The organism is Candidatus Salinivivens marinus, from assembly GCF_965655845.1.
Lineage (GTDB): Bacteria > Pseudomonadota > Alphaproteobacteria > Rhodobacterales > Rhodobacteraceae > Salinivivens > Salinivivens marinus.
Genome location: NZ_CBFHHX010000008.1, coordinates 116,778 through 132,027, shown reverse-complemented (window position 1 = coordinate 132,027; position 15,250 = coordinate 116,778). Strand labels below are relative to the sequence as shown.

General features: G+C 41.2%; 13 protein-coding genes. 7 read left to right on the top strand and 6 right to left on the bottom strand.

Features of this window, described 5'->3' with window-relative positions; all coding sequences use genetic code 11:
• Positions 1 to 2 precede the first annotated feature (2 nt).
• Genes ACTF5Q_RS08830 through ACTF5Q_RS08805 form a run of 6 tightly spaced genes read right to left on the bottom strand, consistent with a single transcriptional unit; the run spans position 3 to position 7,117 of the window.
• On the bottom strand, positions 3 to 1,244 hold the full coding sequence (locus tag ACTF5Q_RS08830; RefSeq protein WP_438954244.1) for an NAD(P)/FAD-dependent oxidoreductase: 1,242 nt from the start codon (positions 1,242 to 1,244) through the stop codon (positions 3 to 5).
• Between the two features lie 36 nt (positions 1,245 to 1,280).
• A complete protein-coding gene (locus ACTF5Q_RS08825; protein WP_438954243.1) occupies positions 1,281 to 2,552 on the bottom strand; it encodes an amidohydrolase family protein in 1,272 nt (423 codons plus the stop codon).
• A gap of 9 nt (positions 2,553 to 2,561) precedes the next feature.
• The gene (locus tag ACTF5Q_RS08820) at positions 2,562 to 3,503 is read right to left on the bottom strand and encodes an ABC transporter permease (RefSeq protein ID WP_438954266.1); all 942 of its coding nucleotides are present in this window, start codon (positions 3,501 to 3,503) and stop codon (positions 2,562 to 2,564) included.
• Positions 3,503 to 4,573, bottom strand: coding sequence for an ABC transporter permease (locus ACTF5Q_RS08815; RefSeq protein WP_438954265.1), 1,071 nt, complete (start codon positions 4,571 to 4,573; stop codon positions 3,503 to 3,505). Before ACTF5Q_RS08815 ends, ACTF5Q_RS08820 begins: the two co-directional genes overlap by 1 nt.
• Positions 4,573 to 6,090, bottom strand: a complete 1,518-nt coding sequence (locus tag ACTF5Q_RS08810) for an ABC transporter ATP-binding protein (RefSeq protein WP_438954242.1) — start codon at positions 6,088 to 6,090, stop codon at positions 4,573 to 4,575. The genes ACTF5Q_RS08815 and ACTF5Q_RS08810 overlap by 1 nt, the downstream gene beginning before the upstream one ends.
• Positions 6,091 to 6,133: 43 nt before the next feature.
• Positions 6,134 to 7,117 (bottom strand): BMP family protein, encoded by a 984-nt coding sequence (locus ACTF5Q_RS08805; RefSeq protein WP_438954241.1) that lies wholly within the window; start codon positions 7,115 to 7,117, stop codon positions 6,134 to 6,136.
• Between the two features lie 172 nt (positions 7,118 to 7,289).
• Between ACTF5Q_RS08805 and ACTF5Q_RS08800 the strand changes: the two genes are divergently transcribed.
• From ACTF5Q_RS08800 to ACTF5Q_RS08770, 7 genes are all read left to right on the top strand, one after another.
• Complete coding sequence (locus ACTF5Q_RS08800; protein ID WP_438954240.1) at positions 7,290 to 8,486, top strand: aromatic ring-hydroxylating oxygenase subunit alpha; 1,197 nt, start codon at positions 7,290 to 7,292, stop codon at positions 8,484 to 8,486.
• 50 nt (positions 8,487 to 8,536) lie between these two features.
• A complete protein-coding gene (locus ACTF5Q_RS08795; RefSeq protein ID WP_438954239.1) occupies positions 8,537 to 8,899 on the top strand; it encodes a cupin domain-containing protein in 363 nt (120 codons plus the stop codon).
• Positions 8,900 to 9,070: 171 nt separating this feature from the next.
• Positions 9,071 to 10,180 carry an extracellular solute-binding protein gene (locus ACTF5Q_RS08790; protein WP_438954238.1) on the top strand — a complete coding sequence of 370 codons (1,110 nt, stop codon included), beginning with the start codon at positions 9,071 to 9,073 and terminating at the stop codon, positions 10,178 to 10,180.
• Positions 10,181 to 10,253: 73 nt separating this feature from the next.
• Complete coding sequence (locus ACTF5Q_RS08785; RefSeq protein ID WP_438954237.1) at positions 10,254 to 11,399, top strand: ABC transporter ATP-binding protein; 1,146 nt, start codon at positions 10,254 to 10,256, stop codon at positions 11,397 to 11,399.
• On the top strand, positions 11,396 to 12,352 hold the full coding sequence (locus tag ACTF5Q_RS08780) for an ABC transporter permease subunit (RefSeq protein WP_438954236.1): 957 nt from the start codon (positions 11,396 to 11,398) through the stop codon (positions 12,350 to 12,352). Before ACTF5Q_RS08785 ends, ACTF5Q_RS08780 begins: the two co-directional genes overlap by 4 nt.
• On the top strand, positions 12,353 to 13,195 hold the full coding sequence (locus tag ACTF5Q_RS08775) for an ABC transporter permease subunit (protein WP_153696062.1): 843 nt from the start codon (positions 12,353 to 12,355) through the stop codon (positions 13,193 to 13,195). It abuts the gene before it with no gap.
• The gene (locus ACTF5Q_RS08770) at positions 13,161 to 15,245 is read left to right on the top strand and encodes an FAD-dependent oxidoreductase (RefSeq protein ID WP_438954235.1); all 2,085 of its coding nucleotides are present in this window, start codon (positions 13,161 to 13,163) and stop codon (positions 15,243 to 15,245) included. The genes ACTF5Q_RS08775 and ACTF5Q_RS08770 overlap by 35 nt, the downstream gene beginning before the upstream one ends.
• Positions 15,246 to 15,250 lie beyond the last annotated feature (5 nt).

Genomic DNA, 15,250 nt, shown 5'->3' with positions numbered 1-15,250 from the left:
CCCTATAAATTGAACCGGTTTGGATCATATACCGACATGTCAATATTTGGTGACCTATTGTTGATTATATCGGATATTAATCGCCCAGTTTTCGGGCCAGATGTCATACCAATATGTTGGTGCCCAAATGCTGTATAAACACCGCTTTCTTTTAGCTGACCAATGAGTGGGAGGCTATCGGGAGCAGTTGGTCTAAATCCAAGCCATTCCTCAGTTTCATCATAGGTCATCTTCGGAAAGGCTTCAGCTACTCGGCGCCTCAGTAACCTGACTGGGGCCTTACTGGGACCAAATTTTATACCACCCAACTCAACCGTTCCTGCACACCTAAGATCGCCTCCCATGGGCGTCACTCCAAATTTACCGATTGTCATCATCATCGGATTTCGAGGTAATATCGAGGCATTTTTGTATACGACATGATATCCCCTCTCAGCCTCGAGCGGAATATTAAGACCAAGCTTACGCATTAGTTCCTTAGACCAAATACCAGCTGTTATAATGGCTTTCTCACACTCAAAATGACCATTATCAGTATATACTGTAGAAATTTTTTCACCGTGAAACCCAAAATCCTCTACTTTTGCACTTACAAATTTTCCACCATTATTAAAAAATACTTTCATCAGCTCAGAAATGTAACCCAGTGGGTTCACAATGTGACCTTGTCCACTTATGACTGCTAAACAATCAATAAATGATCCACATATTGGTTCTACTTCTTGAACTAAATTGCCCGTAAATACTTCAGGTATCATTCCAACTTTTTTCTTACACTCCCAACCAAAAGAATCTTTGTGAAAGTCCTTCAGAGAGCGATAAGCGTAGCTAAATTTGCTATCAGCTATCCAGCTCGCTGCGGCAGTCCCTTCAGTTAGGCTTTTATGCTGTTGAACAGAATCTGTCAGTAGAGGAATTAGGGCCTCAATAGTTCTATTTGAATTCGAAGAGTTTGCATTCTGTAAAAATTTAATTAACCACGGAGTTAACTTTGGTAGATAACTCCACTTTAGAAAAAGTGGGCTCATCGGATCAATTAAATAACGAGGGATCTGTTTCAAAATCGATGGTTCATTGACTGGAACAATTGCCCATTGTGCTAGCAGCCCTGCATTCCCGTAAGAAGCCCCCGTTCCAGGTTTAGCTTTATCTAATAATAGAACCTCAAAATTTGAACGTTGCAGCCAAATCGCCGTTGAAATGCCGCAGATACCAGCCCCAATAACAATAACTGGCTTCACCATAAAATCCTCTTTATTTTTCTAACGCCTGAAGTTTAATTAATTTATTTCAGTAAAGTCTAAATTTCCTTCTTGTTTACACAATGTGTATTTTATTGGATTAGACCTTGAAATGATATTGCCATTTCTAACCACTAATAATCTATGGGCACGTAATCTAATAGCCTCAATCTTGTCTTTTGCTTGCAGTAAAACAAAGTTTGCTAGCTTACCTTTTTGTATCCCGTATTCTTCCAATCCCATAATATCAGCAGAATTTTTCGTTACAGCATCGAAACACCAATCCATATCTTCACGACTGGATAGTTGCCCTACGTGTAATGCCATGAAAGCCACATCCAGCATGTCTGCTTTACCAAGAGAATACCATGGATCCATTACGCAATCTGATCCAAAACCAACTTTGAGGCCTGCATCACGTAATTCCCTCACTCTAGTTTGACCCCTTCTTTTTGGGTAAGTATCATGCCGACCCTGCAGCATTATATTTATCAAAGGGTTCGGTATTACGTTTAGTTGTGATTCAGCCATTAAGGGTATCAACTTAGAAACATAATAGTGATCCATAGAATGCATTGAAGTGAGATGTGACCCTGAAACGCGACCCTCTAAACCTAATCTTTTCGTTTCAAAAGCAAGTGTCTCTACGTGACGGCTCATTGGGTCGTCACTTTCATCACAATGCATATCAACCATAAGACCTCGTTCAGCAGCAATTTCACAGAGCAACGTAACACTTCGCGCACCCTCAGACATCGTCCTTTCAAAATGGGGGATGCCTCCAACAACGTCTACGCCCATATCCAAAGCCCTTTTGGTGTTTTCTAATGCCGTTGGGTCTCTCAAAACACCATCTTGAGGAAACGCTACTAACTGTAGATCTAAGTATCCTTTGACTTTTTCTCGCACATCCAGCAACGCCTGAACACCTTTAAGTTCATCATCACATGTATCTACATGGCTACGTATGGCTCCCATACCTTTGGCAACTGCAAGATCACAGTATTTCATAGCCCTTGCAATAATATCGTCTATCGATTGCAGCGGTTTGAGTTCCCCCCACAAACTAATACCCTCCAACAACGTACCAGAAACATTGAGCCTTGGAGTGCCCAATGACAACGTGGCATCCATGTGAAAATGTGGATCAACAAATGGCGGTGACAGGAGACATCCATCCGCATGAATTATCTCATTTGATTCACCCGATATCGATTTCGAAATTTCAACTATTCTTCCATCCTTACAGGCAATATCAAACTCACCCTCGTCATCCGTAAGGCTGGCACCCTTTATCATCAAATCAAACATTTTATAACCTCACCTTTGCCCCTTGAACCAAGGTGTCAATAAAGCCCTCGGGTAATCTGCAGACCTTGCTGCAATAACCAATGCCGCAATTGACAAGACATATGGAGCCATCAAAAACACTTGCCCGGGAACAAAAGCTCCCATCTCGGTTTGCAGTCTTACTTGTAAAGCGTCAAATGCACCAAATAAAAGCGCACCTATTAGAGCTTTTCCCGGCCTCCAACTTGCGAAAATTACAAGTGCAATACAAACCCAGCCACGACCATTAACCATTCCAAAGAAAAATGCATCAAATGCGCTCATTGTTAAAAACGCACCTCCAAGAGCCATTAGCGCCGAGCCAATAACAATCGCCCAAATTCGAATGGCGTAAACCGATAAACCCTGAGCATCCACGCTGTTTGGATTATCTCCAACCGCTTTAATCGCCAATCCAAGGTTTGTACGATTGAGCACATACCAAACTAACACAACCATGAGTAACGCCAGCCAAGTTAAAGCCGTTTGCTGAAACAAAACTAATCCAACAAATGGCAAATCTGAGAGCACCGGAATTTCCAGTGGTTGAAATGGCTCAATTCTTGGAGGTGATGACACATCTGGCAGAGCTGTTCGGTAGGTAAAATAGCTTACAGAGGTCGCAAATAAAGTTATACCAAGCCCACTAACATGCTGCGAAAGACCTAGTGGTACGGTAAGGACCGCATGTATTAACCCGAAGAACGCACCACATATAAACGCGACTATAATTCCTCCCCATAATCCAGCACCCAACCATGTTGCCATCCACCCACACATTGCGCCAACTACAAAGATACCTTCAATTCCCAGATTTAAGGTGCCAGATCTTTCACAAATCAAAGCTCCCAAAACACCAAAAATTAGGGGTGTTGCAATCCTTAGAGATGCCGCCCAAAAACTATCTGTAATCAAAATATTAAGGATATCGATCATTTAACTTTTTTCCCTGTGCCAGAGCGAACAATCTTAAATTTTGATATGAAACCTCCAACTAGCACACATAAAAGCGATACAGATACCACCAAATCCGCTAAGAAAGATGAAATCCCCATTGCCCTAGTCATGCTATCTGCACCAACAAATACAGACGCAATAAAAACTGATGCTATCAAAACACCAATTGGAGATAAGCCCGCCAACATAGCAACTACTATTCCGGCATATCCAAAACCAGGTGAAAGGTCTGCTGTGAGGTAGCCTTTTAATCCTGCAACTTCACTCACTCCCGCAAGCCCCGCAAGACCACCAGAAAGAAGCGCTACACCAAAAAGTGAACGATTTATGTTAATGCCAGCGTGCTTAGCCGCAGCAGAATTTTCCCCAACCGCCCTTAATTTAAAACCCCAAACTGAGTACTTTATGATAAAATGGGCTATCACTGCTAAAAGAACGGCTAAAATCAAGCCAGAATGAACGCGCATCCGATCAATTAATGGTGGAAACATTCCTTGATCCAAAATTGGAGCTGATTGCGGCCAACCCAAACCCATTGGATCTTGCAACGGTCCTTCCAATAACATCTGAAGGAATATAATTATAATAAAATTGAGTAAAAGCGTCGTTACTACCTCATCAGCCCCAAAACGTACTTTCAGATATGTTGGCGCTGCCATACCTACTGCACCTGCACAGCCTCCTAGAACTATAATGAAAGGTAATAATAAGACAGCAGGTAGGTCAAAAAGACCTGAGCCTACTGTTACAGCGGCTATCGCACCAAGGTAAAGTTGACCCTCGGCACCTATATTCCAAAGTTTTGCCCGAAATGCGATTGCCGCTGCAAGACCAGTATAGATAAGTGGTGTAGCGCGCGTTAACATTTCCGAAATAGCAAAAACAGATCCAAAAACGCCCTTGGCCATTTCAACATAAGCGACAAAAGGATTAGCGCCAGCTGCTAGTAAAGGTATAGCAGCAAATAATAGAGAAACTACAGCTGCGATAATTGGTATAAGTACTGTGCTACTATTAGATATTTTTTCCCTTGGTTCGATGCGGATCATGTAGAAGCCCCCGCCATCATTAAGCCGATATCCTCTCGACTTTTTGAATAAGCATCATGTAACTTACCATCTCTCATGACTACTATTCTGTCGGCCAAACCTAAGATTTCATCTAAATCTTCAGAAATGAGAATGACGCCACCACCCCTATCTCTAGCTTCAATTAGGTGTTTTTGAACTTCCGATGCAGCCCCCATATCAAGTCCACGGGTGGGTTGATTAGCTAGTATTATCTCCGGTTGCTTTTCAAAAACTCGAGCTAAAATAAGTTTCTGAATGTTTCCCCCTGATAATAAACGAGACGCCTGATCAATACCTGGGCCTCGCACGTCATATTTTTCTGATAATGTTTTCGCATTCTTATTAATTACAGATGAGCGCAGAAAGCCAAAGTTCTGTATTTGAGGATCATCCAGGCGTTCTATAATCATATTTTCAGATACACTTAAGCCTCCGACAATACCCTGTCGGTGCCTATCTTCTGGTATACGCCCAAAACCAGATTTTATCATATTAAAAGGACTTATGTTTTCAATAGCTACGCCTTTTAAAACTATTGACCCCCGATCAGGCGCTACCAGACCAGAGATAAGATCAGCCAGTACATTCTGACCATTTCCAGAAATCCCTGCAATTCCCAAGATCTCGTTTGAGTTTAGAATTAAATTAACGTCATGGAGCGAATCTCTTTTTGATTGGCCAGCCACAGAAATTTCATTCAATGATAAAATTGGTCCGCCGGGTTTAATTCTTTTTGAAGACACTTTTTGTGTCTCACTTCCTACCATCAAACGTGCTATTTTTTTTTCACTAGCTTCTGAAGTCTTCATACTTCCAACATTTTTGCCATGACGCAATACAACAAGCCTATCTGAAAAGGATAAAACTTCTCGCATTTTATGAGTTATGAAAATAACTGATAAGCCCTGCTTAGTCATACGTCTTAGATTGGAAAATAAAGAATCTGCTTCCTGTGGAGTCAGAACCGCTGTTGGTTCATCAAGTACAAGAATATGGGCATCCCGATATAAAGCTTTAAGGATTTCAACTCGTTGTCTTTCACCGACAGAGAGCTTGCCTACTGAAATGTCGAGCGGTGCATCTAGGCCACTATGCGACATTATACTTTGAATTTTTTTTTGAGCTTTTTTCTGATTACGCCTCAAAGAAAATAGGGACTCAGCACCGAGAGTAATATTTTCAAAAGCCGTTATGTTTTCCGCAAGAGTAAAATGCTGATGAACCATCCCAATGCCCGCAGCTAAGGCAGCACTGGGATCACCCAGTTCTAAGGGCACCAAATTATCATCTGTGCTCTTAATCTCAATATTCCCAGAGTCAGGCAAATAATGGCCAAACAACATATTCATGAGGGTTGTTTTGCCCGCCCCATTTTCGCCAAGAAGCGCTAGAACCTCTCCCTTTTGAAGTTCAATTGTTATATCATCATTAGCTAAAATTGGGCCAAAGCGCTTAGTAAGCCCCTTGAGCCTTAATACAGTCGATGCTTCCATTTTGAAATGCGCTGGCCTCCTTTGCAGCCAGCGCTATTACTTTTTAATTATCAGAAGTGGGACGGACGTCGTTAACGTTAACCCTGAACAGACCATCCAAAATTTCAGCTTCTCTAGCCTTTACAGCTGCTGCTGTTTCTGAAGACATGAGACTTTCATCCATAATTAGTGATCCACCACCGTAAGCCATAAAGCTATACTGTCCATAATCCGCAGCCTCGAATGACCCGTTTGCCACACGAGATACCGCTTTATCTATCGTTGCTTCCATATGCCAAATAGCCGACGCCATTATCGTTCCAGGATAATCGCCTGAAGTATCGATAACATTTCCAATAGCCTTTACGCCACGCTCTACAGCTGCATCAGAAACACCAAATCTTTCCGCATACATTACGTCTGCGCCAGCATCCATCATAGCGAATGCACTTTCCTTTGCTTTCGGAGGATCGTACCAACTATCAATAAAGTTCACCAAAAATTTAACATCTGGATTTACTTCTCGAGCGCCATCCATAAAAGCATGCATTAGACGATTTACTTCCGGTATAGCATACCCACCAACCATACCAATTAAATTGGATTTTGTGGCAGCACCTGCAACCATACCAGAGAGATATGAAGGTTCGTGAATCCAGTTGTCAAAAACCGAAAAGTTTGGGGCAACAGGCGTGAAAGATGAGCCCATCAAGAAAGCAGTGTCAGGATAGTCTTTAGCAACTTTTCTAGCAGCGCGCTCTAGACCAAACACTTCTCCAACAATTAATTGCATTCCTTGCTCGGCATATTCCCGCATTACTCTCTCATAGTCAGTATTGGCGATATTCTCCGAATAAACATACTCGATGTCACCGCGTGAAGCGGCGGTGTTCAGAGCTTTGTGTATTCTGCTGATCCATTGCTGTTCAACTGGAAGTGTATATATTGCAGCAACCTTGATCTTATCAGCATATGAAGCACTAGCCATCAATACACTTGAACAAGCAAGTGTGACAGCCAATAAAAATCTACGTGTAATTGAAATCATTTTTTCTCTCCTTGATTAATGTAGGTGAGCACTTTTTTTTCAATCAGTCAATTTATTGTTACTAAAGACCGTAAGCGTTTTATTTCTTGCATACCAGCTAGGCGGTATGCTTTCTTTTTTTAATTGCCAACAATAGCAAAGAGTTTATGATTTTTTCAAAAAGGTGTATGCATTGAGTAAAGAGCATTCAAAAATACCCAATGATTGGGATCGCTCAGGTTTACCAGCCTGGAGTTTTTTCAACAAAGAAATGTTTGAGGCAGAAAAAGATCTATTTTTTAGACGCCATTGGCAGCTAATTTGCCATAGCAACGACATACCCAATAATGGTGACTTTGTCACATGGGATCTAATAGGTGAGCGTGCACTGGTTATAAGAGGCGCTGACGGAAAGGTGAGGGCATTCCATAATTTATGCAAACATCGTGGGTCAAGAGTATTAGCAGCAGAGGCGGGTACTTGTAGATCAGCAATAACTTGTCCTTTCCATGGTTGGACGTATAACTTAGATGGAACACTTCGAGGTGCCGCACAACCATCTTCACTCCCCAGTTTAGACCCAGTCAAATATGGACTGCCGCTTTTAGAAATGGACATTTGGAATGGCTTTATTTTTGTTAGGTTTCAACCTGGACCACAACCAAAGCCATCAAAAATCTTAAAAAAATTTGACAGTGAAGTTTCACAATATGAGCTCGCTGATTTACAGGCCTCTGGAGATGGTTTCTGGACCGAAGAGGTTAATGCAAATTGGAAATGTGTTCGCGATGTTGACAATGAAGGCTATCACGTTCCTATGGCACATCCGGGATTGCATGATCTGTTTGGAAAGAATTATCATGATGAGCCGCTGGAGGATGGGCTTTCTAGATCAGTGGGTTCTTTCAGTTCAGGCTTAGGTCGTCTTTGGAGCGTTAAAAATTATAAGAAGTTATTGCGTGCCAAGGATACTTTGGACGAATCGCACAAGAAATGTTGGCTTTATATCGGCGTTTTCCCGAATCTTGTTTTCGGTCTATACCCGGATTCTGTTATTTTTTATCAAGAATACCCAATCGAAAACGGGAAAACTATCCAGCGTGGGGGCAATTATAAATTTTCTGGCGAAGATAGAGAAATGAGAATCTCAAGATATCTAAGCATGAGAATTGATAGGCTAACCAGCAAGGAAGACGAACAGTTAATAGAATGGTCTTGGGAAGCAGCATTTTCCAGTGCGTACCAAGGTGTGACGTTATCTGATTTGGAATATGGTGTAAAATCATACCACGATACGTTGAGAAAATATTTTCCTGTTTTAATGGGTCCAGAACCAGAATTAGGTAAACTAATGCAGACAAACGAGAGACTTCTTGCAGAACAAGGATAAGAATAAATCGAAAACAGTATCACCGCTTTGTAGGCTGAGAGGAAGTAAATTTGAAATCTATAAATTCTAATGAGCGAAAGGTAGTAAATATAAAAACTGCTACTTTCACTCCATACGATAAGGAAGCCACCGGAGAAACCGGAACATCTTACATAAAGCTTAACCCCGATATGGATCAGGATATCGGATTTTATATCTACAAAATGGAGCCAGGGGCGTCATCTACTCCTCACAGACACGGGGGTGCGGAAGAGTTTTATGTTATAGAGGGAGAACTCAAGGATAATGACGGCACCGTATATTCAGCTGGTGATGTAGTGTGGTTGGCGCCAGGTACGGAACACAACTCATACTCTGAAAATGGATGCACAGTTGCCGTCTTTTCACAAGGTCCTGAAGAAACGCCAACCTGACGCAAAAAAGTATTATCGCATAATAATATCTATTTTTCTTGACTAAACAGATAGCACCAGAATAGCCTTTATAGGTGCATTAAATTCATAATGGATTTTTTAAACCATCTATTGTCAATAATAAGCCGATCCATCTAAACGGCTTAATTTTTAAAGAGGGAGAGACAAAGAATGCGAATAAATAATTATTCAAAGATATTTGCCAGCACTTTAATAATAAGCGGCTTTTTATCGAGCGCAGCAGTTGCTGAAGATAGGGTCCTAAAAGTAACCAATTGGGAAGAGTATATTGGCGAAGAAACGATAGCCAATTTTGAAGCTGAATATGGCATAAAGGTAATTTACGATGGTTATGACTCCGCTGAGTCTATAGATGCTAAGCTTCTGGCTGGAAGTAGCGGTTATGACGTCGTCAGCCATTCTGGGAGTATGGTAGCTCGTTTGATAAAAGCTGGGATTGTCGCTTCTCTCGACAAATCCAAATTGGATAATATGAAAAATATGGACGCATCAGTATTGGAGCAACTAGCTAAAACTTGGGATCCAGGTAATAACCATATAATCCCCTATATGTGGGGAACTCATGGTGTCACCTACAACAAAGAGCTAGTTCTAGAAACCTATCCAGATGCTCCAATTGGATCAATGGAGATGATTTTTGATCCTAAACACATGAAGGAGTTGGCAAAGTGTGGAGTATCATTTTTGGACTCACCTCAAGATATCTTGCCAATGGCTTTGACACATCTAGGTCTTGATCCTGGGACAAGCAGCCAAGCTGACTACGATAAAGCAAGTGAAATGTTAGCTGCCATACGTCCATTTATTAAGACTTTTGACAACTATGCATATCAAAGGATGCCAGAAAAGGAATTTTGTGTGTCTGTAACATGGGGACCAGATGGTCTTTTAGCGATGTCAGGTGCAGCTGAAGCAAATACAGGTGTCGTCCTAGACTTTTTCCTTCCAGAGGGTGAAGGAAAAGCGAACTTATGGGTTGATGGATGGATTATCCCATCAGATGCTTCTAACGTAGAAGATGCCCACCTGTTTTTAAACTATATGATGAGACCAGAAGTTGCTGCTGGTGATAGTAACTACACTTGGTATGCAACCGCAAATCTAGCTGCAAAACCATTAATTGATGAGGAAGTAACTTCTAGTCCTGCAGCATTTCCAACCAGTGCTCAGGTATCAAACATGTATACAAACGTATCGCTATCTCCAAAGATGCAACGTATTCAAACTAGAGCTTGGACTGACTTTAAAGCTGGAAATTAATTCAAATAGAGGTGAGATCAATCCATGGTCTCACCTCTATTTTTTATAAAATAAAAAAACTAATGAGGCTGTGATGGTCAACTCAAAGGCCACTTCAGGGAGTGCCGCTTTAACAGGCTCCAACGAATTTTCTAGGGATAGACCCCTTTTAGAAATCAAGGGCGTCTCAAAAAAATTTGGTGACTTTACAGCTGTAAATAACGTTGACCTTGATATTTACCAGGGGGAATTATTCTGTTTGCTCGGCGGTTCAGGTTGTGGGAAAACGACACTGCTTCGAATGTTAGCAGGATTTGAAAACCCATCGTCAGGACAAATACTTATTGATGGCCAGGATATGTCGGAGGTTCCTCCATATAAACGGCCAACTAATATGATGTTCCAGAACTATGCCCTTTTCCCCCACATGACCGTTGAAAAGAATATCGCTTTTGGGTTGGAACAAGATGGTCTCGCTAAAACAGAAATATCAGAGAAAGTTGATAACATACTGAAGCTAGTAGAGCTTCAAGATTATAAAAAAAGGCGGCCACAACAATTATCTGGAGGTCAAAGACAGCGAGTAGCACTAGCAAGAGCTCTCGTTAAAGAGCCTAAATTGCTTCTCTTGGACGAGCCTCTGGCCGCATTAGACAAGAAGCTTCGAGAGCAAACACAATTTGAACTGATGAATATTCAGGACAAAGTTGGAGTTACCTTTGTTGTGGTAACCCATGATCAAGAAGAGGCAATGACACTTTCCACAAGGATAGCTGTTATGGATAAAGGTCGATTTATTCAGACGGGTACACCGACAGAGATTTATGAATATCCAAATGATCGATTTGTGGCTGACTTTATTGGGTCTGCCAACATACTAGACGGAGAAGTGGTTTCAAACATTGAGGGTAAGGTTGAAGTAACCACATACTTAGGAAAATTTTCCTTCAAAAATACTTCTAATATAGCTAAAGGAAGTAATTTGTATGTAGGCCTTAGACCAGAAAAAATCAGCATAAGCAGGGCCACCTCAAAATCAAAAAATATAACTGGTTATATTGAAGATATTGGATACTTTGGAAATACCTCGCGCTACAAAGTGAGGTTAGATAACGATCAAATAATCGACGTCACAGCTCAAAACCAAAAAAGACCAAAGGATGAAAAAGACAGACTAACCTACGAGGATAAAGTAAATTTAAGTTGGGACAACTCCAGTGCGATGTTGCTACTAAAATGAGCTCTGTCAAAAAAGAAAAAAAACCCAGCTCAGACTTACGATATTACATAAGCTTAAGCGCAGATAAGTTACAGTCAAAGTGGAAAACAATTGTAATCTTTATTCCTTTTGCCTGGCTTTTATTATTTTTCCTAACACCCTTTTTTATTGTTGCAAAAATTAGTTTAGCCGAACTTGTCATCACGAGCCCACCCTTTAGTAAAATGATTGAATGGGTTGATGGCAGCGTAATTACGATAAGATTAGTTTTTGATAATTTTATTTATATTTTTGATGACCCACTTTACGCTCGTACTTATTTAAATTCCGTAAAGATAGCTCTTGTATCTACATTTTTAGCATTGCTTATCGGGTATCCTATTGCTTATGCAATTGTGAGATCAAAACCAGTAACCAAACAGCTATTATTATTTGCAATAATTTTACCATTTTGGACTTCATTTTTATTGCGAGTATACGCTTGGATGGGTTTGCTTGCAGACCAAGGGACCATAAATAACATCCTCATTTATCTAGGAATTACAGAGACCCCCATTCGTTTATTGTATACTGAATTCGCGGTCTACATTGGTATTGTATATACATACCTTCCTTTTATGATTTTACCGCTTTATGCAAATATGGAAAAACTTGACAGCAGCTTAAATGAAGCAGCTGCAGATTTAGGCTCAGGCCCAATAAATACATTTTTTAAAATTACATTGCCATTAAGTTTGCCAGGGATCATCGCAGGCTCGTTATTGGTTTTTATACCTGCAACAGGTGAATATGTCATACCAGACTTACTGGGTGGAGGAAACGTTCAGATGATTGGACGTCAACTATACAATGAATTCGCAAGAAATATAGACTGGCCTGTAGCATCCGCTGTCGCAATAGTATTACTTCTCCTATTGGTCCTGCCAATGGCAATTTATCAGCACTACCAAGCTAAAGCAGCTGAGGTTAAGTAAATGCATAATGAAAGATCCAGATTTCTAACTTTCATGCTTTACGTTGGGCTTGCATTTTTATACATACCAATGGTTTTACTCGTAATTTATTCATTTAATTATTCAAAGCTCGTACCAGTTTGGGGTGGATGGTCTACACGCTGGTATAAAGTATTATTTGAATCACCGGAGGTTTGGGAAGCAGTATCCCTAAGTTTACAAATTGCCTTTATCAACGCAACTTTTGCCACCCTTCTCGGTGCTTTGGCAGGACTTGCAATGGTTCGGTTTGGGAAATTTAGGGGTCGGACAATCTTTGGAGGCATGCTGGTTGCCCCACTTGTAATGCCCGAGGTTATTACCGGCTTATCTCTTTTAATCTTTTTCATTTCTCTGAAAGAATTAATCGGATGGCCGCTAGAGCGTGGATTTACTACCATAACTATAGCTCACATTACATTTTCCCTTGCCTACGTAGCAGTAATTGTTCAGGCAAGGCTAACCGGAATGGGTATTTCATTAGAGGAAGCGGCCGCTGATTTAGGTGCAAAACCCTTTAAGGTAATGAGCGCTATAACTCTTCCCCGTCTTGCCCCAGGTCTTCTTTCTGGCTGGCTTTTAGCATTTTGCCTATCACTAGATGACTTGGTAATTGCAAGCTTTGTAACTGGTCCAGGATCAACGACCTTACCAATATTAATCTTTTCAAGAATTCGATTAGGTTTGCGGCCTGATATAAATGCACTCGCTACAATTATTATTATTTTCGTGGCCATCCTGGTCGCAATTGCAGCTTTCATAATGTTAAGGCAGCAAAAACGCGAATTGATTGACCAACAAATGGCAGCCAGAGGCGATGTGTAAAAATATGCGCGATCCACGGCATGATATTTTATTTGAACCAATAAATATTGGACCAGTGACTTCAAAAAATCGCTTCTATCAAGTGCCTCATTGCTCTGGTATGGGGTGGCGACGGCCCAACACACTTGCAGCCATGCGCGGGGTGAAAGCCGAGGGTGGATGGGGAGTAGTTAATACGGAATACTGTTCTATTCATCCAACATCAGATAATGACGCATTCCCCTACTGTGCGCTATGGGACAATGAAGACATTATTTCCCATAGAAAAATGACTGATGAAGTGCACAAACATGGAGCGCTAGCAGGAGTTGAACTGTGGATCGGTGGCTCCTTAATAGTAAATTTGGGCACTAGATTACCTCCACTCGGGTTACGAAATCACCCTCAACAAGACACATCCGTTTATCATCCTGGTCAAACACGCTGTATGGATAAAAATGATATAAAAAATATACGCAAATGGCATAGGGATGCTGCAAAACGGGCCCTAGAAGCAGGCTTCGACATTGTTTATGTTTACGCCACTCACGGTTATTTACTGTCTGAATTTTTAAATCCAGAAACAAATATAAGAAGTGATGAATATGGTGGGCCGTTAGAAAACCGTGTGCGTTTTATCAAAGAGTTAATCGAGGATACTCGTGAAATTGTAGATGGAAAAGCTGCAGTCGCGACGCGCTTTAGTGTTGGCTTAAACGACTCAGAAAGTTACGATGCCTTCGCACTCTTGGCAGATCTACCTGACCTTTGGGACCTAACAGTACCAGACTACAGCGTAGAGATGGGAAACTCCAGATTTATAAAAGAGGCAGCACTTAAGGACTCAGTTTTAAAAGCAAGGCAACTCACCTCAAAACCGGTTGTTTCGGTCGGTCGATTAACATCCCCAGATACAATGGTACAACTTCTTAGGGAAAATGTTCAGGATCTTATTGGTGCCGCACGACCCTCAATCGCAGACCCTTTTTTACCAAATAAGATTTCTACTGGAAATCTGGAGGATATCCGAGAGTGTATTGGCTGTAATGTTTGCTACGCGCATGACAGTCTTGGTGTGCCCATCAGATGTACGCAAAATCCTACCATGGGTGAAGAATGGCGTAACGGCTGGCATCCGGAAAAAATACTCACAACTAAGAAGAGAAAAAGGGTACTGGTGATTGGCTCTGGCCCAGCTGGCTTAGAGGCAAGTAGGGTCCTTGGAGAAATGGGCCACAAAGTGGCACTAGCTGAAAAATCGCGTGAACTTGGTGGGAGAATTATTACCGAAGCAAAACTACCCGGACTATCGGAATGGATAAGAGTAAGGGATTGGAGAATTACCCAAATCAATAAATGCCAAAATATAGAAGTTTTTCCAGAAAGTTTTATGACTTCTGAGAGCGTGTTGGAGTTAGGATACGAAAACGTCGTAATTGCGACCGGAGCTAGATGGGCGAAAGACTCGATCGGAAGACACAGCAATTGCGACTTTAGAGAAGCAGATATAGGAATGATAATTTCTGGCGATGAAGTGCTTGAAAAGCCTGTAAAATCTAAATCAAAATTTGTAGTATATGATGATGACCACTACTATTTTGGATCAGTCCTTGCACTAGAATTGAAAAGACAAGGACATCAGGTGACTTTAGTTTGTCCAGCTGGGCGAATATGTAGCTGGGGTGAATTTACTGATGAACAAACAAGGTCAAACACGGAGGTAATTCAGGCTGGAATTAAAGTAATTAATAATTACAAGATTGAAGCCGTTACAAATGGAATCGCGGAACTTTCATGTGTTTTTTCTGGAGAGACAAAAGAAATTTTCTGTGACTTCGTAATCCCTATTACCCGTAAGATACCAGTAACGGATCTGTATGACGATCTATGCTCAAAGAAACAAGAGTTTAGAGATAACGGTATCGAAAAGATAATGAAAATAGGCGATGCCGAAGCCCCATCGATTATTGCTGCTGCTGTTCACAGCGGTTACAGATCTGCTATCGAAATAGACAATCCAGCATCAAAAGCGCTGAATTTTGCGAAGAGAGAACATCCACTAATTAAATAATCATA

Bases quoted from the DNA above. Each gene is read 5' to 3' on its own strand.
- ACTF5Q_RS08830 (WP_438954244.1), bottom strand. From the start codon at position 1,244: ATGGTGAAGCCAGTTATTGTTATTGGGGCTGGTATCTGCGGCATTTCA.
- ACTF5Q_RS08825 (WP_438954243.1), bottom strand. From the start codon at position 2,552: ATGTTTGATTTGATGATAAAGGGTGCCAGCCTTACGGATGACGAGGGT.
- ACTF5Q_RS08810 (WP_438954242.1), bottom strand. From the start codon at position 6,090: ATGGAAGCATCGACTGTATTAAGGCTCAAGGGGCTTACTAAGCGCTTT.
- ACTF5Q_RS08805 (WP_438954241.1), bottom strand. From the start codon at position 7,117: ATGATTTCAATTACACGTAGATTTTTATTGGCTGTCACACTTGCTTGT.
- ACTF5Q_RS08790 (WP_438954238.1), top strand. From the start codon at position 9,071: ATGCGAATAAATAATTATTCAAAGATATTTGCCAGCACTTTAATAATA.
- ACTF5Q_RS08785 (WP_438954237.1), top strand. From the start codon at position 10,254: ATGGTCAACTCAAAGGCCACTTCAGGGAGTGCCGCTTTAACAGGCTCC.
- ACTF5Q_RS08780 (WP_438954236.1), top strand. From the start codon at position 11,396: ATGAGCTCTGTCAAAAAAGAAAAAAAACCCAGCTCAGACTTACGATAT.
- ACTF5Q_RS08775 (WP_153696062.1), top strand. From the start codon at position 12,353: ATGCATAATGAAAGATCCAGATTTCTAACTTTCATGCTTTACGTTGGG.